We start from the raw sequence: 21933 nt of genomic DNA on the forward strand, positions 1-21933 counted from the left end.
CGGACATGAAAATCGCTTTTATCGGTCTCGGCAACATGGGCGCGCCGATGGCGCGCAACCTGATCAAGGCCGGCCATGCACTGAACCTGGTCGACCTGAACAAAACCGTTCTGGCCGAGCTGGAGCAATTGGGCGGCAGCATCAGCCCTTCGGCACGTGAAGCGGCACAAGGTGCCGAACTGGTGATCACCATGCTGCCCGCCGCTGTGCATGTGCGCAGCGTCTGGCTGGGTGAAGACGGTGTGCTGGCGGGCATCGGCAAGGGCGTGCCAGCAGTCGATTGCAGCACCATCGATCCGCAGACCGCACGTGATGTCGCCGCGGCGGCCGCCAAGCAAGGCGTGGCCATGGCCGATGCGCCGGTCTCCGGTGGTACCGGCGGTGCAGCGGCGGGGACACTGACCTTTATGGTCGGCGCCACGCCTGAACTGTTTGCCACCCTGCAACCGGTCCTGGCGCAAATGGGCCGCAACATCGTCCATTGCGGCGAAGTCGGCACCGGGCAAATCGCCAAGATCTGCAACAACCTGCTGTTGGGGATTTCCATGGTCGGCGTCAGCGAAGCCATGGCGCTGGGCGACGCGCTGGGCATCGACACCAAGGTGTTGGCGGGAATCATCAACAGCTCCACCGGGCGTTGCTGGAGTTCGGAGATGTACAACCCGTGGCCGGGCATCGTCGAAACGGCGCCGGCCTCGCGCGGTTATACCGGTGGCTTCGGTGCCGAACTGATGCTCAAGGATCTGGGGCTGGCCACTGAAGCGGCACGTCAGGCGCACCAACCGGTGGTGCTCGGCGCGGTGGCCCAGCAGTTGTATCAGGCGATGAGCCTGCGTGGGGAGGGTGGTAACGACTTCTCGGCGATCATCAACAGCTATCGCAAACCGCAGTAAGGTTTGTTCCGGTAATTGTGGCGAGGGAGCTTGCTCCCGCTGGTTCGCGAAGCGGCCCAAATCCAGTGAGTGCGGTGTTTCAGATAAAACGCGTTTGCTGACTTTACGACTGCTGCGCAGCCGAGCGGGAGCAAGCTCCCTCGCCACAAAAGCTCTTAGCCTCGGGTGAGGCATGCTCCATCCAAGTATTTACCGGGAGATCACGTCGGGTGATCGCCCGGTTTTTTGCATCAGGCAAACACGAAATATTTGCGCACGGTTTCAACCACTTCCCACGTGCCTTTCATCCCCGGCTCTATGACGAAAATATCACCGGCGCGCAGGTGGATCGGCTCTTTGCCTTCCGGGGTGATGATGCAGTAGCCCTCGCGGAAATCGCAGTATTCCCACTTCACGTATTCCACGTACCACTTGCCCGGCGTGCAGATCCAGGTGCCCATGATCTTGCTGCCGTCTTCGCTGGTGTAGGCGTTGAGGTTGACGGTGTGCGGGTCGCCTTCGAGTTTTTCCCATTTGCAGGCGTCGAGCACTGGCAGCGGGTGAGTGTCGCGAAGAACGGTAATCGGTGCGGACATGATGACTCCGAGCGTTAAGGAGAACTGAAGTGGCACCGTATAGGGCTTGGCCCGGCTTCAGTTGTCTGTGCTCGACACTGAGCTATCCAGAAACGCTGTGAGCGTGGTCGGTTTGTCCGTTGAAACCAGCGATGGGCGTGTTGAAATTTCCTCTCTATAAATGGCCCATTCCTGGTGGTTTGTGCGAAAGCTCCAGGTCTTTGTGAATGTTTTTGCAAGAAAATGCACAGGGTTCACTCGTATCATTCACTTCGGAAAAGGCCGAGAGCGTTGCAATGAAAAAAACAATGTCGTGGTGGGACATCAGCCCGCCCTTGAGTACCGCAACACCGACCTGGCCCGGTGACACGCCTTTTCAGGAAGAGCGCGTCTGGAGCCTCGGGCCAGAGTGCCCGGTGAATGTCGGGCGCATCACGCTGTCGCCGCACACCGGCGCCCATGTCGATGCACCGTTGCACTACAGCGCCGATGGCGCCGCCATTGGCGAGGTGTCGCTCGACGTCTACCTCGGACCTTGCCGGGTGGTGCATTGCCTGGACAGCGGTCGACTGGTGCAGCCCGGGCAATTGCTGGGGCACCTGGACAACCTGCCCGAACGCGTTCTGCTGCGCACGTATCGACAAGCGCCGCTGACCACCTGGGACCCGGATTTCACCGCGGTGGCCAAAGACACCGTCGACCTGCTCGCCAGTCTCGGCGTACGCCTGATCGGTATCGACACGCCGTCGCTGGACCCGCAGCAATCCAAGACCATGGAGGCGCACAACGCGGTGGCCCGCCACGGCATGGCCATTCTTGAAGGCATCGTGCTCGATGACGTCCCGGAAGGCGATTATGAATTGATCGCGCTGCCGCTGCGCTTTGCCAACCTCGACGCCAGCCCGGTCAGGGCCATTTTGCGTCCACTGAATTCACCGTTACGTGAGGAGCCTGTGCAATGAGCCAATGTCCCTATTCACCGGGCAGCCAGACAGACGAATGGCATAACGCCGAACTGAATTTTTCCGACTCCATGAGCTACGGCGACTACCTGGACCTGGGGCGCATTCTCAGTGCGCAACACCCGTTGTCGCCCGACCATAACGAGATGCTGTTCATCATCCAGCACCAGACCTCCGAGCTGTGGATGAAGCTGATGTTGCACGAGCTCAAGGCGGCCCGCGAACACGTGCGGCTGGGAGAATTGCCACCGGCCTTCAAGATGCTGGCGCGGGTCTCGCGGATTTTTGATCAGCTGGTGCATGCCTGGACAGTGCTGGCGACCATGACGCCCACCGAGTACCACTCGATCAGGCCTTTCCTCGGGCAATCGTCGGGTTTCCAGTCGTTTCAGTACCGCGAGATCGAGTTCATTCTGGGCAACAAAAGCGCGACCCTGTTGCGCCCCCACGCCCATCGTCCGGAGCTGTTGCAAGAGCTCGAAAAAGCCATCGCCACGCCGTCGCTGTATGACGAAGCAATCCGCTTGATGGTCAGCGCCGGCCTGTCGATTGATCCGCAGCGTTTCGAGCGTGACCCGACCAGCCCGACGCAGCATGACGCCTCGGTCGAGGCTGCCTGGCGCGTGGTCTACAAGGACCCTTCGCGTTATTGGGACCTCTACCAACTGGCCGAAAAGCTCATCGACCTTGAAGACTCTTTCCGCCAGTGGCGCTTCCGCCATGTCACCACGGTGGAGCGGATCATCGGCTTCCAACCGGGCACCGGCGGCACCGAAGGGGTTGGTTATCTGCGCAAGATGCTTGATACCGTGCTGTTCCCGGAATTGTGGCGGGTACGATCCACGCTCTGATCCGCCAGGCATAAAAAAGCCCCGACATTCATTGAATGCCGGGGCTTTTTGTTGAGCGTCGGATTATTGCGCGACGGGCAAGCCGCGATCCCGCGCCACACGCATCCGATAGAACACGTAGATGATCAACACCCAGACCGGGATGGCGATGACCGAGGCGCGTATGCCCGGAATCATCCACATCACGCAGATGATCATGGCCATGAACGCCAGGCACAGGTAGTTGCTGAAAGGAAACCAGAACGACTTGAAGCTCGGCACGATGCCTTGTTGGCCCATGATTTTGCGAAACTTCAGGTGCGTCAGGCTGATCAGCGTCCAGTTGATCATCAGCGAAGCGACCACCAGGGCGAACAGCAACTCCAGCGCTTCATGCGGGGCCAGGTAGTTGACCAGCACCGACAGCATGGTGATCAGCGCCGAGATACCCAAGGCCCGCAATGGCACGCCTTGTTTGTTCAGCTTCATCAGCGACTTCGGTGCATCGCCCTGTTCGGCCAGGCCGTAGAGCATGCGGCTGTTGCAGTACACGCCGCTGTTGTAGACCGAGAGCGCGGCGGTCAGCACCACGAAGTTGAGGATGTGCGCGGCGGTATCGCTGCCGATCAACGAGAAGATCTGCACGAACGGACTGCCGCTGTAGGCATCGCCGGACGCGCCCAGGGTTTGCAGCAGTTGATCCCACGGGTACAGCGACAGCAGCACGGTGAGTGCGCCGACGTAGAAGATCAATACGCGATAAACCACCTGGTTGATCGCCTTGGGAATCACCTTCCTCGGTTCGCTGGCTTCAGCGGCGGTGATGCCGACCAGCTCCAGGCCGCCGAAGGAGAACATGATGAACGCCATCGACATCAGCAAACCGCTGGTGCCGTTGGGGAAGAAACCGCCGTGGCTCCACAGGTTACTGACCGAGGCCTGCGGGCCGCCGGAGCCGCTGAACAGCATGTAGCAGCCCAGGACGATCATGCCGACGATCGCCACCACTTTGATGATCGCGAACCAGAATTCCATCTCGCCGAAGACTTTGACGTTCATCGTGTTGATCAGGTTGACCAGCACGAAGAACACCGCCGCGCTGACCCAGGTCGGGACTTCCGGCCACCAGAACTGCACGTATTTGCCGACCGCCGTCAACTCGGCCATGCCCACCAGCACGTACAGCACCCAGTAGTTCCAGCCGGACAGGAAGCCGGCATAACCGCTCCAGTATTTGTGGGCGAAGTGGCTGAACGAACCGGCCACCGGTTCTTCGACAATCATCTCGCCCAACTGGCGCATGATCAGGAAGGCAATGAACCCGGCAATCGCATAGCCGAGGATCATCGACGGCCCGGCCGACTTGAGCACGCCGGCGGAGCCCAGGAACAGCCCGGTGCCAATTGCCCCGCCCAAGGCGATCAGTTGAATATGACGATTTTTCAACCCCCGCTTGAGCGTTCCCTGTTGCAAGATTTCATCCGCCATCTCGTTCCCTTCTGGTTATTGTTGTCAGGCCTGATTTGAAAGATCAGATATTACTCTCGGTGAACTTTTCGTAATACAGGTGAACGTCTTCCAGTGCCTGGGTTTGCAACCAGCTCTTGATCGATTCGACCATCGGCGGTGGTCCGCAGACGTACATATCGACCGGTGCATCGCGCAGTTCGCTGGCGTCGAAATGCTCGGCGATATAGCCGCGTTTTCCGGTCCATTGCGGCGACGGATCACTGACGACTTCGGTGTAGCGAAACCCCGGAATGCGCTCGGCATAAGCCTCGATGCGTGCGCGCTCGCACAGATCGGCAGCATCCCGTACGCCGTAGTACAAATGCACCGGCTGGCCACAGCCACGTTCGGCAAGGTCGTCCAGCATGCCCAGCAACGCGGAAAGCCCGGTGCCGCCCGCCACCAGGATCAGCGGCTTGGCGACATGCCGCAGATAGAAAGCGCCCAGCGGTGCCTCCAAGACGATTTCGTCGCCCACCTGGCAGCGTTCACGGATGTAGTTGCTCATCACCCCATCGGGCAACAGGCGAATCAGAAATTGCAGTTGATTGCGCGTACTCGGCCGATTGGCGAACGAGTAGGAGCGTTTGCTTGCAGTCCCGGGAATCAGCAATCGGGCGTATTGCCCCGGCAGGAAATCCAGTGGATTTGTCGTGCCCAGATCCAGATACAGGATCGCGGTACTGGCTGAGACTTGCCGGACTTCAGTCACCGTACCGCTGAGTTGCTCGGGCCCCTTGGCGTTGCACAGGCTGGAAGCGAAGTCGAAGTAAAACGCCGCGTCGGATTTCACCCGCGTCTGGCAGGTGAGCATTTTGCGTTGTTGCAGGTCCTGGCTGGAGAGCGCTTCTTCATCCACATAATCCTGGCTGTAATCACCCGATTCGCAGCGGCCCTGGCAGGTTCCACAGACGCCTTCGCGGCAATCCAGAGGAATGTTGATGCCGTTGCGCAGGGCGGCGTCGAGCAGTATTTCGTTGGGCTGTACGGGAAAGAACAGCGTTTTGCCATCGGCAAAGCTGAACGCGACCTTATGGTTCATGCCCCGGTCTCCATGGTTCAGAGGTGGTAGAAATCGAGCACCGAGTTGATGGTGTCGTTGAGCAGCAGGACATGCTTGCGAGCGATCAGCCAGCTGTCGGCGTGAGGCTTGAGGCGATAGGTCGCGCGGCCGTAGAACTGCTCGGACGTGGCCAGTCGATAGAACAGCGTGTGCCAGTTCAGACGCACCTCCAGGTCGCCGTTTTCGAGTTCGCTGATCCGCACGTTGTTGATCAAGTGCAAGGTGCGTGGCATCGGCGTCGAGGAGGCGGACTTGCCCGTGCGCAGGCGGAACACGCGGTCCTCCAGGCCCGAGCGGTTGGGGTAATAGATCAGCGACATCTCGCGCTTGGGGTCGCGGGTGTAGACGTGTTCCGAGTCCCATTGCGGCAAGTGGAATTCACTGTGCTCGTCGAACAGCTTGATGTACGCGTCCCAGTCCTGGGCGTCGCACAGCTCGGATTTGCGATAGAAAAACTGCTCGATCTGATACTGCAATTGCGCATTCATGTTCACACCTCACGGAGCTTCAGGGATTTCGCGTCCAGGCCATCCAGCAGGAATTTCTGCCAGTGGCTGTGCTGGTTGACGTAGAGCCCTTCGTGGGTGAATTCGGTGCCGGTCATGGCCGGGGCGATGCCGATCGATTCGCTGTTGGGCGTGGTGCCGGTGGCCCATTGGTGACTGCCCCGGGAAATATCGCTCCAGCGTTCCAGGCGCGCCTGGAAACCACGCTGCGCTTCGCGAAACTCCACCAGGTCATCCGGTGTGCCAAGACCCGAAACGTTGAAGAAGTCTTCGAACTGACGAATGCGGTTTTCGCGATCGGCGTCCGATTCGTTTTTGACACCCAGGCACTGGCTGATGATCTCGGTCTTGTTCCAGGCCACCGGACGGATGATGCGCAGTTGCGAGCTGATCTGATCGAGAAAAAACAGGCTTGGATAAATGTTCAGGTTGCGCAGGCGATGCATCATCCATTCGGCCTTTTCCTGGCCGTGTTCTTCGATCAGGCGCGGCATGATCGTGGCGTAGCCGGAGCGCACTGACGGGTTCGGCATGTCACTGAACAACAGGCTGTGGCCATTATCGAAGGCGAACCAGCCGTCATCGGTATTGGCGTCGCCGGCACCGAGTTTGCTGTAGTCGAGGGTGCTGCCGCTGCTGGTGCCGTTCTCGCTGTTGACCTGCTGGCGATGCTGCACGGTGGCCACGTAGTTGTAGTGCACGGTGCTGACGTGATAACCGTCGAGGCCGTTTTCGTTCTGCAATTTCCAGTTGCCGTCGTAGGTGTAGGCCGACTTGCCGGGCAGCACTTCCAGCTCGCCGGTCGGCGACTGGGCGACCATCATGTCGAAGAACACTTTGGCGTCGCCGAGGAAGTCTTCCAGGCTGTTTTCGGCGTGCACATCGAGGCTGATAAACACGAACCCTTTGTAGCTCTCGATGCGTGCTTTTTTCAGCCCGCGTGTGGCCTTGTCGAACCCTTCCGGGTATTCGCCGGGCGCCTTGACCTTGACCAGCCGGCCGTCGCTTTTGTAGCACCAGGCATGGAACGGGCAGGTGAAGGTCGACTGGTTGCCCTTGCCGACACGGGTCAGGGTGGTGCCACGATGCTGGCAGGCGTTGATCAGTGCATTGAGCTGGCCGTCACCGTCACGGGTGATGATCATCGGCTGACGGCCGGCGCGCATCGTGACGAAATCGTGGTTATTGGCCAGCTCGCTTTCGTGGCAGGCGTAGATCCAGTTCTTTTCGAAGATCAGTTCCATCTCCAGGTCGAACAACTGCGGTTCGGTGAAAATATCCCGGGCGATCCGGAACACGCCGTCTGCCGGACGGAAGTCCAGGCAGCCTTGAATAAATGCTTTCCACTGCTCGACGTTTTTTTCGCCACTCATGAGGGTGTACCTGTTTTTATTAGGGCTAATCGGGTGTGCTCATTAGAGGGAGTGGGGCGGGGCGGGTCTATCCGGTTTGTCGACGAAGGCAGTCCATAAAATTGGTCGGGTAACACGCGTGTGGCGTGCTGGGCAGCGAATACCCAGTCGCCACACCGAGCGATAAACGGCTGCACCTGTTTGCAGCAATCAGGTACTGTTTTGCCAGACGTCGAGTGCTGTTCGATGGCCGCTTCCCGGCTTAAAGTCGGGTGCGTTATCCGTTTAGTTGAGGATTGCTATCCGCTGAGTGGGCACCGCCGATTTGTGGCTTGGAACTTGCTCTTTTCAAGCCTGATACGCGCCGTCAGAGCGCGCTGAACAATACCGCCGTGGGTGCACTGTGATGAGTAGCAAAACTGATCCGCAGTTTCGCGACATTCGTATTGATAGCTGTGACGTCGAGGGTGCGCGGAACTGGATGTCCGGTATTTGCGGCCCCCATCGACTCGTGACGAGTACACCGGAGCGAATCCGCTTTCACCACAGCGCCAATGTGTTCAAGTCGATGGCCACGACACTGGGCACGATCGAGTACGGCACCGACGTCACGGTCGATATCGAAGACCCCGAGCACTTCAGCAGTTACAGCCTGAGTCTGCCCCTGGTGGGCGAGCAGGAGCTGAGCAAGAACGGCTGCGTGTTGAAGTCCAATCGCGATCAGGGGGTGATCATTTCACCGAACGAAAACCAGCTGCTGGCGATCTCCGGCGATTGCCGAAAAGTCCAGGTGGTGATCACCCGCGCGGCGATGAGTGAATCCCTGGAAGGCCTGTTGCAGCGGCCACTGGATGCGCCGTTGCGGTTTGAGTCGGTGATGGATGCGGTAGACGGGGCATCGGCTTCATGGTGGCGCATGGCGCGTTATTTCATCGCTGAACTGGAACGCAGCAGCGAGCTGTATGACCAGGTGGCCTTTACTCGGGACGTCGAAAGTTCATTGATCAAAGGCTTGATCCTGGCGCAGCCGAACAATTATTCCGAAGAACTGCGGGATGTGTTGGGCGTGAAGTTACCGGGTTATCTGATCAGGGCTCGGCAGTACATTCACGATAATGCCCGGGAAGCGCTGCACCTTGAGGACATCGAAGCGGCGGCCGGGGTTTCGCGGTTCAAGTTGTTCGAGGCGTTCAAGAAGTACTTCTCGTTGTCGCCGATGGTCTACCTGAAGAAGTACCGCTTGAGCGGGGTGCGTCAGGACATTCTTGAACATGGCTCTGCGCGCAATATTTCGGAGATCGCCATGGGGTGGGGGTTTACGCACCTTGGGCGGTTTTCTGCGGAGTATCGGAAGTTGTTTGATGAAACGCCGAGTATGACGTTGCAGCGGAATGAGGCTCGGCGGATGCGGTGATTTTTGTTCTTGTTGGCCTCTGGGAAAGGGGCGATAGATCTGAAGCCAAAGCAAAGCAACGGCAACCGCAAGATCAACAGCATCGCGATCAGGTCACGGGGAACGCGTGCACAGAAATCAGGCCGGCCTGCAGGCCGCCGTGTTTTTGATCTTGATGCACCGCCGCCTCGAGAGGCCGAGTGGAGGTTCTGCGCAGTGGGCAACCCGGCATGGATGCCGGGTTAGCCGCCCCCGGCCATGGATGGCCGATGGCGGCGGGCCCACGGAGCAGGACCGGAGCGAGGCACCGAACGAAAGGGGCAAGAGCCCTTGGTTACTTGGGGCTTTTCCAAGTAACTCGCCGTAAGGGCGAAACCAATAGCAGCCGTTACCGAAGAAACGGATATACACTCCAACCAAGCCTACTTACGCACCACCAAATCCAGCAACCCCTCCCGTTCCTTGATCTTCTGCAAGACAATTTCCGAGCGAATATCAGTAACCCCCGCCGTACGATTCAACTGATTGACGATGAAATCGGAGAAGTGTTTGAGGTTACGCGCCTGCACCCGCAACACATAGTTGCTGGCCCCGGTGATCACATAAGCGGTGACCACCTCCGGCCACAACTGGACCTTCTTGATGAACGTCTCGTGCCAGTCCTCGACGTCCTGTCGCAACGACACATGAACGATGGCTTCCAACTCAATGCCCAGCCGCTCGGCATTCAGCACGGCGCGATACCCCGTGATGATTCCCTCACTTTCCAGCAGGCGCAAACGGCGCAAACAGGCCGACGGCGACAGGGCCACTTTCTCCGCCAGTTCCTGATTGCTGATACGGCCATCCTGTTGCAGTTGATGGAGGATTCGCAGGTCTGTCGCGTCGAGATTCATGGTTGGTGTAAATCCGCGTTTATGGGCGTTGGATTCGAATTTTCTGCGAGATAACTACTATACGGGCGGCTACTTTGCACGAAAATTCTCCAAAGCTTCGTTCATTATTTCTCCACGAAATAGGCGCTGGCAGCGCCTGAGACACGTCACGTCATTCAACAAACAGGACATTCAATGACTACAAGAAACGATTGCCTGGCGCTCGACGCACAGGACGCACTGGCTCCCCTGCGTCAGCAATTCGCGCTCCCCGAAGGCGTGATTTATCTGGACGGTAACTCCCTCGGCGCACGGCCGGTCGCGGCATTGGCGCGGGCTCAAGAGGTGATTGCGAACGAGTGGGGCAACGGCCTGATCCGCAGTTGGAACAGTGCGGGCTGGCGCGACCTGTCTGAGCATCTGGGCAATCGGTTGGCGGGGCTGATTGGCGCCCGCGACGGTGAAGTGGTGGTCACCGACACCACCTCGATCAACCTGTTCAAGGTACTCAGCGCCGCCCTGCGCGTGCAGGCCAAACGGTCGCCGACGCGCCGAGTGATCGTCACCGAAAGCAGCAACTTCCCGACCGACCTGTACATCGCCGAAGGTCTGGCCGACATGCTGCAGCAAGGCTACACAGTGCGTCTGATCGATAGCCCGGAAGAACTGCCGCAAGCGATCGACCAGGACACCGCCGTGGTCATGCTCACCCACGTCAACTACAAAACCGGCTACATGCACGACATGCAGGCCCTGACCGCGTTGGCCCACGAATGCGGCGCGCTGACCATCTGGGACCTGGCGCATTCCGCCGGTGCGGTGCCGGTCGATCTGCATCAGGCGCAGGCGGATTACGCCATCGGTTGCACTTACAAATACCTGAATGGCGGCCCCGGTTCGCAGGCGTTTGTCTGGGTCAATCCGCACCTGTGCGATCTGGTGGCGCAGCCGTTGTCCGGCTGGTTCGGGCATTCGCGGCAGTTCGCCATGGAGTCTCGCTACGAGCCCAGCAGCGGCATCGCGCGCTATCTGTGCGGCACGCAACCGATCACGTCATTGGCGATGGTCGAGTGCGGCCTGGATATTTTCGCCCAGACCGACATGGCCAGCCTTCGCCGAAAATCCCTGGCCCTGACCGACCTGTTCATCCAGTTGGTCGAGCAGCGTTGCGCTGCCCACGAGCTGACCCTGATCACGCCGCGCGAACACGCCCGACGTGGCAGCCATGTCAGCTTCGAACACCCCGAAGGGTATGCGGTGATCCAGGCCTTGATCGCCCGTGGCGTGATCGGTGACTACCGCGAGCCGCGGATCATGCGCTTCGGCTTCACCCCGCTGTACACGACCTTCACCGAAGTCTGGGACGCGGTGCAGATCCTCGGCGAGATTCTCGATCAGAAAACCTGGTCGCACGCGCAATTCCAGGTCCGTCATAGCGTCACTTGAACCTCCGCGTCATCACCGGTATCCGCTGAGTATTTTCTGATCCGTGTCCTGCTGTGTGTGGCTGATCCCCACGCGTAATCCAAACGATTTGCTCTCTTCAAGAAAGACAATATTCAGAGGACAGAAAAATGACCGATAACAGCGGTTTTGAACGCATATCCAAGCGTGAACACGGCCTCAGGCGCCAGCTCACGTCGGGCCAGATGAGCATGATCGCCATCGGCGGCGCGATCGGCACCGGGCTGTTCATGGGCAGCGCCTACGCCATCGGGTATGCCGGGCCGAGCGTGCTGCTCAGCTACGCCATTGGCGCGATCATCACCTTGCTGCTGATGGGCTGTCTGGCGGAAATGACCGTGGCCCATTCGACTTCGGGTTCGTTCGGCGCCTATGCCGAATTCTATGTCAGCCCGTTGGCCGGGTTCCTGGTGCGCTATGCCTATTGGGCGGCGATTGTGCTGGCGGTCGGCACGGAAGTGACGGCGGTGGCGATGTACATGAAGTACTGGTTCGCCAACGTGCCGGAGTGGATCTGGATTGTCTCGTTCTCGAGCATTCTGATCGTGCTCAACGCCATCAGCGTGAAGACGTTCGGCACATTCGAATACTGGTTCTCGACCATCAAGATCGGCGCGATTGTCGGCTTCATCATCCTCGCGGTGTACGTGATCTACGGCACCGGCAACCCCGATTACGGCATGCACAATTACACCGCCCACGGCGGCTTCTTTCCCAATGGCCTGCAAGGGATGTGGGTCGCGGTGATCGTGTCGATTTTCAGCTACCTGAGCGTGGAAATGATCGCGGTGGCCGCCGGTGAAGCGAAGGATCCGGAGCAAGCGGTGAAGAAGGCCTTTCGCGCGACCATCGTGCGGCTGGTGGTGTTTTACCTGCTAACCCTGGCGTTGATGTTGGCGATTGTGCCGTGGGTCCAGGCCGGTCACGCGCAGAGCCCGTTCGTTACGGTCATGCAAACCATCGGCATACCCGGCGCCACCGGGGTGATGAATTTCGTGATCCTGATCGCGGCGTTGTCGGCGATGAACAGCCAGCTCTACATCACTACCCGCATGATGTTCAGCCTGTCCCGTGGCGGCTATGCACCGAAGTCCATGGGCGTGTTGAGCAAGACTGGCATCCCGCTGAACGCCTTGCTGTTGTCGAGTTCGGGCATTGCCCTGGCGACCCTGCTCAACATTCTGTACCCGGAAAGTTCGTTCACCCTGATGATGGCGATCTCCATGTTCGGCGCCATTTTTACCTGGTTCATGATCTTCCTGACCCACTACTGTTTCCGTCGCTACCACCAGCGCAACGGCGAACGGAAACTGTCTTTCCGCATGCGCCTGTTTCCGTACACCACGTTGTTGGGTTTGGTGCTGATGGGCGCGGTGATGATCACCACTTACTTCACCGAAGCGTTCAAGATGACCTGGGTTTTCGGTATGCCGTTTCTGCTGATTCTGTCGATTGTCTACGGGCTCTTTTTCAGAAAAACCAAGAGGGTGGAGGCCTTGCATCCGCTGCCAAAGGTATAGGCCGGGAGCGACTCGGCGGGCCGACGGTTTTCAATGGCGCTCGGTCTGCAATGCGTCAAACAACGCTCTGGCATAACCGGGCAGATTGTCGAATGAGCGGGCACAGAGCAGCAGCTTTCGCTGTGCCCAGCCTTCCTTCAGCGCAACGCTCTTGAACGGTTGATCGGCCGCCCCGCGCTGGATCGCCGCCAGCGGCACAATCGCCAGCCCGGCACCTCGAGCGACCATGCGCATCACGCCATCGAAGCCATCGGCGCGGATGCGTATCTGCATGCGCGAACCGGTGTGCAGCGCCTGTTCTTCCAGGTACACGGCCAAGGCGTTGTTGGCATTCAGCCCGACGTAATCGTGATGCAGTGAGTCGGTGAAACTCACGGATTCGGACTGCGCCAGTGGATGATCGCGGGGCATGATCAGCACCAGTGGATCGTCGCGAAACGGGCGGGTCTGCAGGGCATCGGTGTCCACGGCATCGGTGATGATGCCCAGGTCCGCCGCGCCCTGGCGCAAGGCGTGGGTGATGCGCGCGCTGGGCAGTTCTTGCAGGTCGATGTCGAGGTTGGGGTGGCTGCGCAGGAAGTCGGCGAGCAACTCCGGCAGGTACTCGGTGATGGCCGTGGTGTTGCACAGCAAGCGCACCTGGCCTTTGACGCCGTTGGCGTATTCGGCCAGGTCCTGCTGCAGGCGTTCGGCTTGTTGCAGCAGGAGTCGGGCGTGTTGGGCGAAGGCTTTGCCGGCCGGAGTCGGCGTCACACCGCGCCGACCGCGTTCGAGAAAATCAATGCCCATCGATGATTCCATCGCGCGGATTCGTGCACTCCCGGCAGCGAGGGACAGGTGACTGCGTGCGGCGCCGGCGGTGATGTTGCCGCTGTCGAGGATGTTCAGGTAGAGGCGCAGGTCGGTCAGGTCGAAGTGCATTATTACTGCCCCGGGATGTGTGTTGTCTGAATGGGCGCCTTCGCGGGCAAGCCCGCTCCCACAGGTGGTTTTGTTTGCCGCAAATCGAGTGTCCGCTGAAGATCAAATGTGGGAGCGAGCCTGCTCGCGAAGGCGTCAGTCATAACGACGGAAATTCAAGCCTCTGCCAAAACAAGAGGCACCTTCAGTATATGGCAGATTTTCAACCGGCCCTTCCAGGCTCACCATAGCCCCATGAATACACTCGTTTCGTTCTACCAAAACCTCGGCCTGACCCTGTCATTGTTAGTCATCGTCACGTTTCTGCTGGCTGGCATGATCAAAGGCATCATCGGCCTCGGCCTGCCGACCATCGCCATGGGTTTGCTCGGTCTGGCTATGGCGCCGTCGCAGGCAGCCGCGCTGTTGATCATTCCCGCGACCCTCACCAATGTCTGGCAACTGGCATTCGGCGGGCATTTGCAAGGGCTGATCAAACGGCTATGGCCAATGCTGCTGACGATCTTCGTTGGCACCGGCGCGGGTACGTTATGGATCGGCATGGCCGGTGGTCATTGGGTGGTGCGGGGGCTGGGCGCGGCGTTGCTGGTTTACGCCTTGAGCGGATTGTTCTTGCCGACCCTGCGCGTGGGTGGTCGCAGCGAGCGCTGGCTTGGTCCGCTGTGCGGACTGCTGACTGGCGTTATTACCTCGGCCACCGGTGTCTTCGTGATTCCGGCGGTGCCTTATCTGCAAGCGCTGGGCTTGAGCAAGGACGAACTGGTGCAGGCGCTGGGGCTGTCGTTCACCGTCTCGACCCTGGCCCTGGCCGCCGGTCTGTTATGGCGCGGTGCCTTGGGCGGGGGCGAGTTGAGTGCGTCGCTGCTGGCGCTGATCCCTGCGGTGCTGGGGATGTTGCTGGGGCAATGGCTGCGCCAGCGGATCAGCGCCGTGCTGTTCAAGCGGGTGTTCTTCATTGGCCTCGGTGTGCTCGGGGGCCACTTGCTGATCAGCGGGTAGCGGACGACGGGCTGAGCATGTCGATGTCGCGGATATCGAAGTCCTGTTCCAGATACTCCATGCGCATGTCGCGGAACTGCTGCATGTGCGGCAGGTTCGAGTGCACATCGAGGTCGGCCTGGGAGGCCCAGATCTCGTAGAAGATAAACAGCGTCGGGTCCTGTTTGTCTCGCAGCATGTGGTATTCGATGCAACCGGGCTCGGCGCGACTCGCTTCGACATGGCCGCGGAAGAACGCTTCGAAGGCGTCGGATTTCTCCGGGCGGGTCTTGGCGTGCAGGATGAAGCCTTGCAATTCACTCATCAGAAATCTCCTCAAGTTCAGAATCGGCGCAAGTTTATGGCAACAATCGCCTATCGATTCGTGCGTATTGGTCAAATGAATTTTGTGAATTCGGCGCTTATTCCACGCGAGGCGGATCGTTACTCTGCCGCCATCGAATTCCAACCCTTCCGAGATTTCTCATGAAAAAAGTTCTGTTGCTCAATGGCGGCAAAAAGTTTGCGCACTCCGATGGCCGTTATAACGCCACGTTGCACGAGGCGGCACTCAGCGTGCTGGATCGCGGCGGCGTCGATGTGAAAGCCACCTTCATCGACGAAGGCTATGACGTCGCCGAAGAAGTCGCCAAGTTTCTCTGGGCCGATGTGATCATTTATCAGATGCCAGGCTGGTGGATGGGCGCGCCGTGGACCGTCAAGAAGTACATCGACGAAGTCTTCACCGAAGGCCATGGCAGCCTCTACGCCAGTGACGGCCGCACCCGTTCCGATGCGTCGCAAAAGTACGGCAGCGGCGGTTTGTTGCAGGGTAAGCAATACATGCTATCGCTGACCTGGAACGCGCCGCAGCAAGCGTTCGACGACCCGACCGACTTCTTCGAAGCCAAAGGCGTGGACGCGGTGTACTTCCCGTTCCACAAGGCCAACGAATTCCTCGGCATGACCGGCTTGCCGACGTTCCTGGCGGTCGATGTGATGAAACGCCCGAACATCGAGGCTGATGTGGCGCGCTACGAGCAGCATTTGACCGAGGTTTTCGGTCTGCCGGCTTGAGGTTCCTTTTGCCCCGCATCCAGCTACTATCAAGCCAGTTTTTGAATGAGGGGCGTCCGTGAAAGCCAGATCCGATGAGTTGCAGATTTTCGTCTGCGTAATTGAATGCGGGTCGATTTCCGCTGCGGCCGAGCAGGTCGGGCAAACGCCTTCGGCGGTCAGCCGCACGCTGTCGCGGCTGGAGGCAAAACTCGACACCACGCTGATCAATCGCACCACCCGGCGCATGGACCTGACCGAGGAGGGCAAGTATTTCTTTGAGCACGCCAAGCTGATTCTCGATCAGATGGACGAGCTCGAAGAGCGCCTGAACTCACGCCAGCAAACCCCGTCCGGGCGCCTGCGGATCAACGCCGCCTCGCCGTTCATGCTGCACGCCATCGTGCCCTACATCGACGAGTTTCGCCGGCTCTATCCGGACATCCAGCTGGAACTCAACAGCAACGACCTGATCATCGATCTGCTCGAGCAAAGCACCGACATCGCCATCCGCATCGGAACGCTGGCCGACTCGACCTTGCATGCCCGCTCCTTGGGTTGCAGTCCGTTGCACATCGTCGCCAGCCCGGCTTATCTGGAAAAGCACGGCACACCGACCGCCGTGACCGACCTTTCCGACCATACACTGCTGGGCTTTACCCAGAACGAAGGCCTCAACCAATGGCCGCTGCGTTACGTACACGGTGATCGCTGGCCAATCCAGGCTTCACTCAGCGCTTCCAGCGGCGAGACCATCCGCCACCTGGCGCTGGAAGGTCAGGGCATCGCCAGCCTGTCGCATTACATGACCATCGAAGACATTCGTGCCGGACGATTGAAGGTATTGCTGGCAGAGTTCAACAGTGGTTATCGCCAGCCGATCAACGCGGTGTACTACCGCAACTCGCAGCTGGCTCTGCGGATCCAGTGCTTCCTAGACTTCATCCAAGGGAAATTGGCGGTGTATGCGAACGCTGATTTCAACGGCTGATTCGTGACCCCTGCGCAAGAGTGAATTGGGTCAACGGGGATTTTTCATCCGTGGTGACTGCTTGATACTCGTTGCATCACTTACTCACGCAGGGAGTTTCTCCATGAACGTATTCATTACCGGTGCAGCGGGTTTTATCGGTGGCTCTATCGCCACGGGCCTGGTCCAGGCTGGCCATCAGGTGACCGGCCTGGTGCGCAGTGCCGAACAAGCCAATGAACTGAGTGCGCTGGGCATCACCCCGGTGCTCGGCACTCTTGACGACAGCGCACTACTGGCCGAACAGGCCCGCGTTGCCGACGCCGTGATCAACGCCGCCAGCAGCGACCATCGCAGTGCGGTGGAAGCCTTGCTCAATGCGCTGCGCGGTTCGAATAAAGTGTTCTTGCACACCAGCGGTTCGAGCATCGTTGGCGATGCGTCGGGGGGTAAACCCAGCGACGTTATCTATTACGAAGACAGCCTGCCGGAGCCCACCGTCGACAAAGCCGCTCGCGTGGCCATCGACAATTTGATCCTGGCGGCAGCGAAGGACGGCGTGAACTCGGCAGTGATCTGCAACACCCTGATTTACGGCCACAGCCTGGGCGTGAAGCGCGACAGCGTGCAGCTGCCGCGCTTGCTCAAACAGGCGCGCAAAAGCGGTGTGGTCCGCCACGTTGGTACGGGCCAGAACATCTGGTCCAACGTGCACATCGAAGACGTGGTTGCCCTGTACCTGTTGGCGCTGACCAACAATGTACCGGGCACGTTCTACTTCGTTGAAAGCGGTGAGGCGTCGTTTATCGACATGACCACCGCGATTGCCCAAGCGTTGAATCTGGGCGAGCCGCAAGACTGGCCGCTGAAGGATGCCGAAGCCGAGTGGGGTTATGAAATGGCCAACTATGGTTTGGGTTCCAACAGTCGGGTGCGCGGTAAACATGCGCGCGAATTGCTGGGGTGGGCGCCGAAGCGGACGTCGGTGGTTGAATGGATTCGGGACGAGATGGTGTGAGTTCTCTGTAGACCGCGTCATCGTTCATCGCGAGCAGGCTCGCTCCCACATGGGTTATGCGTCGATCACATTACTTGGGGTCGACACAAATCCAGTGTGGGAGCGAGCGTGCTCGCGAAGGCGTTTGCGAAGTCTCAACAACTGGCCGGGCCGCCCTCAATTCCGTACCATCCGCCCCTTCTTTTCCGGCCATTTCCTGCGGCCTGTATTGTTGGGTAAACCATGAAGCCATACCGTCTGCGCGCCGATGTCCTGGCCGGCCTCACGACCTCTTTCGCCCTGCTACCCGAATGCATCGCCTTCGCACTGGTGGCCCATCTCAATCCCTTGATGGGGCTTTACGGCGCTTTCATCATTTGCACCCTGACCGCGCTGTTCGGCGGGCGGCCGGGCATGGTGTCCGGTGCGGCCGGGTCGATGGCCGTGGTGATCGTTGCGCTGGTAGTGCAACACGGCGTGCAGTACTTGTTGGCCACCGTGCTGCTGGGTGGGCTGATCATGCTGGCGTTCGGGCTGCTGAAACTGGGCAAGCTGGTGCGCATGGTGCCGCACCCGGTGATGTTGGGCTTCGTCAACGGGCTGGCGATCATTATTGCCCTGGCCCAGCTGGAGCACTTCAAGAGCGGTGAAACCTGGCTGAGTGGTACGCCGCTTTATGTGATGACGGGATTGGTCGCCGTGACGATGGCCATCGTCTATCTGCTGCCGCGCCTGACCCGCGCCGTACCACCGGCGCTGGTGGCGATTCTGGGCGTTGGCCTGGCGGTTTATCTCCTGGGTCTGCCGACCCGCACCCTGGGCGATATGGCGCACATCGCCGGCGGCTTGCCGACGTTTGCCCTGCCGGACATTCCCTGGAACCTGGAAACCCTGCGCATCATCGCGCCGTACGCGATCCTGATGGCCCTGGTCGGCCTGCTGGAAACCCTGTTGACCCTGAACCTCACCGATGAGATCACCGAAAGCCGTGGCTACCCGGATCGCGAGTGCGTGGCGTTGGGCGCGGCCAATATGGTGTCCGGTGTGTTTGGCGGCATGGGCGGCTGCGCGATGATCGGGCAAACCGTGATCAACCTCAGTTCTGGCGGCCGTGGCCGGTTGTCCGGTGTGGTCGCTGGGGTGATGATCCTGCTGTTTATCCTGTTCCTCTCGCCGCTGATCGAACGCATCCCGCTGGCCGCATTGGTCGGGGTGATGTTCGTGGTGTCGCAGCAGACCTTCGCCTGGGCTTCGCTGCGCGTGGTGAACAAAGTGCCGCTGAACGACGTGCTGGTGATCGTCGCGGTAACGATCATTACGGTGTTCACCGACCTGGCCACCGCCGTGCTCTGCGGGATCATCATTGCGGCGCTCAACTTTGCCTGGCAGCAGGCTCGGCAGCTTTACGCCGACAGTCATTTGGAGAACGACGGCAGCAAGCTTTACCGCGTGCATGGCACGTTGTTTTTCGCCTCGACGACACCGTTTCTCAATCAGTTCGATCCCGCCAACGACCCCTCCCAAGTGACCCTCGACTGTCGCCACTTGAGCTTCGTCGACTACTCGGCCATCGCCGCGCTGGATACGCTGCGCGAGCGCTATGCCAAGGCTGGCAAGCACTTGCGCGTGCTGGGGCTGTCTGAGCGCTGCAAGAAACTGCTGAAGCGCGCTCGTGTGCATCACGACTGAGTAATCGATCTTGTAAATACAGCCCCTCAATTTTCATAACCCACGCTCGCGCATACCTATGCGCGACATCCCGTACCTCTTCACGAAAATTACTTTCACCTCGTTTGAATATCACGCCTCGAAATGTTTTAAGAGTTTCACAAATTTTCGACGTGACCCTTTCGAGGAGTACCGCATGACCCTGTCCTTCGGCTATTGGCTGCTGGTGTATGCCGCCATCGCCATCATTGCGCTGATCGTTCTGATCGCCCGTTACCGACTCAATCCCTTCATTGTGATTACCCTGGTGTCCATCGGCCTGGCCTTGCTCGCCGGGATGCCGGCGTCCGGGGTGGTCGGGGCGTACGAGGCTGGCGTCGGCAAAACCCTGGGGCACATCGCGCTGGTGGTGGCGCTGGGCACGATGCTCGGCAAGATGATGGCCGAGTCCGGTGGCGCCGAGCAGGTGGCGCGGACCTTGATCGACCGTTTCGGTGAGAAAAACGCGCACTGGGCGATGGTCTGCATCGCCTTCCTGGTCGGCCTGCCGCTGTTTTTCGAAGTCGGTTTTGTGCTGCTGGTGCCGATCGCCTTTACCGTGGCGCGGCGCGTCGGCGTGTCGATTCTGATGGTCGGCTTGCCGATGGTTGCCGGGCTCTCGGTGGTGCATGCGCTGGTGCCGCCGCACCCGGCGGCGATGCTGGCGGTGCAGGTCTATCAGGCGTCGGTGGGGCAGACCTTGCTCTATGCGATCCTGATCGGCATTCCAACCGCGATCATCGCCGGTCCCTTGTACGCCAAATTCATCGTGCCGCGCATTCAACTGCCGGCGGAGAACCCGCTGGAACGGCAATTCCTCGACCGCGAACCGCGCGACAGCCTGCCGGGTTTTGGCATCACCATGGCGACCATTCTGCTGCCGGTGGTGCTGATGCTGATCGGCGGCTGGGCCAACCTGATCTCCACGCCGGGCAGCGGTTTCAACCAGTTCCTGCTGTTCATCGGCAACTCGGTGATCGCCTTGCTGCTGGCAACCTTGCTGAGCTTCTGGACCCTCGGCCTGGCCCAGGGTTTCAACCGCGAATCGATCCTCAAGTTCACCAACGAATGCCTGGCGCCGACCGCCAGCATCACCTTGCTGGTCGGCGCCGGCGGCGGCTTGAACCGGATTCTGGTGGACGCCGGCGTCACCGACCAGATCGTCAGCCTGGCCCAGGTCTTTCACCTGTCGCCGTTGTTGATGGGCTGGTTGTTCGCCGCGTTGATGCGCATTGCTACCGGTTCCGCCACGGTGGCCATGACCACCGCGTCGGGGATTGTCGCGCCGGTGGCCGTGGGCCTGGGTTATCCGCATCCGGAGTTGCTGGTGCTGGCAACGGGCGCCGGCTCGGTGATTTTTTCCCACGTCAACGACGGCGGCTTCTGGTTGATCAAGGAATACTTCAACATGACCGTTGCCCAGACTTTCAAGACCTGGACGGTGCTCGAAACCATCATCTCGGTGGTCGCCTTCGCGCTGACCGTGGGCCTTTCTTACCTGATTTAACCGGAGCCGCTCGCCATGGACATCCTTTACCAGATCCGCGCCCGTCAGGATTCCTTCAGCGCCGGCGAAGGGCGCATCGCCCGGCTGATGCTCGACGACGTCGGATTTGCCGCGTCTGCCAGCCTCGATGAGCTGGCACAGAGGGCCGAAGTCAGCACCGCCACGCTGTCGCGTTTCGCCCGCACGGTGGGCTGCCGCGACTTGCGTGACCTGCGTTTGCAACTGGCTCAGGCCAGTGGCGTTGGCAGTCGTTTTCTCAACCCGGCGGGCACGCCGGAGCAGTCAGCGTTTTACGGGCAGATCGTTGGCGATATCGAGACGACGCTGCGTCAGCACCTGTCGGCCTTCGACGAATCACGGTTCGCCGATGCGGTGAAACTGCTGGGCAAGGCGCGGATGATTCACGCCTTCGGCATGGGCGGTTCATCGACGTTGTGCAGCGATGAATTGCAAGTGCGGCTGGTGCGCTTCGGTTACCCGATTGCGGCGTGCCACGACCCGGTGATGATGCGCCTCACCGCCGCTAGCCTCGGTGTCGAACATGCCGTCATCGCGTGCTCGCTGACCGGCATCACCCCCGAACTGCTGGAAGCCGTTGAACTGGCCCGCAACTACGGCGCGCGGATTCTCGCCATCACCCGGGCCGACTCGCCGCTGGCGCAATTGGCCGATGTGCTGCTGCCGCTGCAAAGTGCCGAAACCTCGTTCATCTACAAACCGACGGCAGCGCGCTACGGCATGTTGCTGGCGATCGATGTGCTTGCCACCGAGCTGGCACTGGCTAATCCTGAAGACAATCAAGAACGTCTGCGGCGAATCAAACTCGCCCTGGACGACTACCGCGGCGGCGACGATCACTTGCCGCTGGGAGACTGA

At 59.9% G+C, this 21933-nt stretch carries 21 protein-coding genes; 13 read left to right on the plus strand and 8 right to left on the minus strand.

Annotation, left to right across the window (positions count from 1 at the left end; all coding sequences use genetic code 11):
• Positions 1-5: 5 nt before the first annotated feature.
• Positions 6-893, plus strand: coding sequence for a 3-hydroxyisobutyrate dehydrogenase (mmsB, locus tag ACA057_RS03650; protein ID WP_401364712.1), 888 nt, complete (start codon positions 6-8; stop codon positions 891-893).
• Between the two features lie 230 nt (positions 894-1123).
• Here the strand turns inward: mmsB and ACA057_RS03655 are convergent, their stop codons facing one another.
• Entirely contained in the window at positions 1124-1468 is a 345-nt protein-coding gene (locus ACA057_RS03655) for a cupin domain-containing protein (RefSeq protein WP_008024653.1), read from the minus strand.
• A 275-nt stretch (positions 1469-1743) separates the two neighbouring features.
• Between ACA057_RS03655 and kynB the strand changes: the two genes are divergently transcribed.
• Positions 1744-2409 (plus strand): arylformamidase, encoded by a 666-nt coding sequence (kynB, locus tag ACA057_RS03660; protein ID WP_497346023.1) that lies wholly within the window; start codon positions 1744-1746, stop codon positions 2407-2409.
• The gene (gene kynA, locus ACA057_RS03665; protein WP_497346025.1) at positions 2406-3260 is read left to right on the plus strand and encodes a tryptophan 2,3-dioxygenase; all 855 of its coding nucleotides are present in this window, start codon (positions 2406-2408) and stop codon (positions 3258-3260) included. Before kynB ends, kynA begins: the two co-directional genes overlap by 4 nt.
• A 63-nt stretch (positions 3261-3323) precedes the next feature.
• Here kynA and ACA057_RS03670 read toward each other — a convergent pair whose 3' ends face one another.
• Genes ACA057_RS03670 through antA form a run of 4 tightly spaced genes read right to left on the minus strand, consistent with a single transcriptional unit; the run spans position 3324 to position 7690 of the window.
• Complete coding sequence (locus ACA057_RS03670; protein ID WP_497346027.1) at positions 3324-4727, minus strand: amino acid permease; 1404 nt, start codon at positions 4725-4727, stop codon at positions 3324-3326.
• Between the two features lie 43 nt (positions 4728-4770).
• On the minus strand, positions 4771-5790 hold the full coding sequence (gene antC, locus ACA057_RS03675) for an anthranilate 1,2-dioxygenase electron transfer component AntC (RefSeq protein WP_497346029.1): 1020 nt from the start codon (positions 5788-5790) through the stop codon (positions 4771-4773).
• 17 nt (positions 5791-5807) lie between these two features.
• The gene (antB, locus tag ACA057_RS03680; RefSeq protein WP_497346031.1) at positions 5808-6299 is read right to left on the minus strand and encodes an anthranilate 1,2-dioxygenase small subunit; all 492 of its coding nucleotides are present in this window, start codon (positions 6297-6299) and stop codon (positions 5808-5810) included.
• Positions 6300-6301: 2 nt separating this feature from the next.
• Positions 6302-7690, minus strand: a complete 1389-nt coding sequence (antA, locus tag ACA057_RS03685; RefSeq protein ID WP_497346033.1) for an anthranilate 1,2-dioxygenase large subunit — start codon at positions 7688-7690, stop codon at positions 6302-6304.
• 385 nt (positions 7691-8075) lie between these two features.
• Between antA and ACA057_RS03690 the strand changes: the two genes are divergently transcribed.
• Positions 8076-9083: an AraC family transcriptional regulator gene (locus tag ACA057_RS03690; RefSeq protein ID WP_497346035.1), complete on the plus strand. Its 1008-nt coding sequence runs from the start codon at positions 8076-8078 to the stop codon at positions 9081-9083.
• 401 nt (positions 9084-9484) lie between these two features.
• On the opposite strand, the gene ACA057_RS03695 is transcribed toward ACA057_RS03690, so the two are convergent.
• Positions 9485-9958 (minus strand): Lrp/AsnC family transcriptional regulator, encoded by a 474-nt coding sequence (locus ACA057_RS03695; RefSeq protein ID WP_059403019.1) that lies wholly within the window; start codon positions 9956-9958, stop codon positions 9485-9487.
• Between the two features lie 174 nt (positions 9959-10132).
• Between ACA057_RS03695 and kynU the strand changes: the two genes are divergently transcribed.
• The gene (kynU, locus tag ACA057_RS03700) at positions 10133-11383 is read left to right on the plus strand and encodes a kynureninase (RefSeq protein ID WP_497346038.1); all 1251 of its coding nucleotides are present in this window, start codon (positions 10133-10135) and stop codon (positions 11381-11383) included.
• 128 nt (positions 11384-11511) lie between these two features.
• Positions 11512-12921, plus strand: a complete 1410-nt coding sequence (locus ACA057_RS03705; protein ID WP_497346040.1) for an amino acid permease — start codon at positions 11512-11514, stop codon at positions 12919-12921.
• A 30-nt stretch (positions 12922-12951) separates the two neighbouring features.
• Here ACA057_RS03705 and ACA057_RS03710 read toward each other — a convergent pair whose 3' ends face one another.
• A complete protein-coding gene (locus ACA057_RS03710) occupies positions 12952-13842 on the minus strand; it encodes a LysR substrate-binding domain-containing protein (RefSeq protein WP_497346042.1) in 891 nt (296 codons plus the stop codon).
• Positions 13843-14076: 234 nt separating this feature from the next.
• On the opposite strand from ACA057_RS03710, the gene ACA057_RS03715 reads away from it, so the two are divergent.
• The gene (locus ACA057_RS03715) at positions 14077-14841 is read left to right on the plus strand and encodes a sulfite exporter TauE/SafE family protein (protein WP_497346044.1); all 765 of its coding nucleotides are present in this window, start codon (positions 14077-14079) and stop codon (positions 14839-14841) included.
• On the opposite strand, the gene ACA057_RS03720 is transcribed toward ACA057_RS03715, so the two are convergent.
• Complete coding sequence (locus ACA057_RS03720) at positions 14831-15145, minus strand: putative quinol monooxygenase (RefSeq protein WP_059403011.1); 315 nt, start codon at positions 15143-15145, stop codon at positions 14831-14833. The two genes, ACA057_RS03715 and ACA057_RS03720, sit on opposite strands and share 11 nt — an antisense overlap.
• A gap of 161 nt (positions 15146-15306) precedes the next feature.
• Between ACA057_RS03720 and mdaB the strand changes: the two genes are divergently transcribed.
• From mdaB to ACA057_RS03750, 6 genes are all read left to right on the plus strand, one after another.
• Positions 15307-15897 (plus strand): NADPH:quinone oxidoreductase MdaB, encoded by a 591-nt coding sequence (gene mdaB / locus ACA057_RS03725; RefSeq protein WP_415758026.1) that lies wholly within the window; start codon positions 15307-15309, stop codon positions 15895-15897.
• Between the two features lie 58 nt (positions 15898-15955).
• Complete coding sequence (locus ACA057_RS03730) at positions 15956-16867, plus strand: LysR family transcriptional regulator (protein ID WP_497346047.1); 912 nt, start codon at positions 15956-15958, stop codon at positions 16865-16867.
• A 103-nt stretch (positions 16868-16970) separates the two neighbouring features.
• On the plus strand, positions 16971-17864 hold the full coding sequence (locus tag ACA057_RS03735; protein WP_497346049.1) for an NAD-dependent epimerase/dehydratase family protein: 894 nt from the start codon (positions 16971-16973) through the stop codon (positions 17862-17864).
• 222 nt (positions 17865-18086) lie between these two features.
• Positions 18087-19532 (plus strand): SulP family inorganic anion transporter, encoded by a 1446-nt coding sequence (locus tag ACA057_RS03740; protein WP_497346051.1) that lies wholly within the window; start codon positions 18087-18089, stop codon positions 19530-19532.
• 175 nt (positions 19533-19707) lie between these two features.
• Positions 19708-21057 carry a GntT/GntP/DsdX family permease gene (locus tag ACA057_RS03745; protein WP_401365331.1) on the plus strand — a complete coding sequence of 450 codons (1350 nt, stop codon included), beginning with the start codon at positions 19708-19710 and terminating at the stop codon, positions 21055-21057.
• A gap of 15 nt (positions 21058-21072) precedes the next feature.
• On the plus strand, positions 21073-21933 hold the full coding sequence (locus ACA057_RS03750; protein ID WP_497346053.1) for a MurR/RpiR family transcriptional regulator: 861 nt from the start codon (positions 21073-21075) through the stop codon (positions 21931-21933).

It is taken from the genome of Pseudomonas sp. LBUM1661, assembly GCF_059695925.1.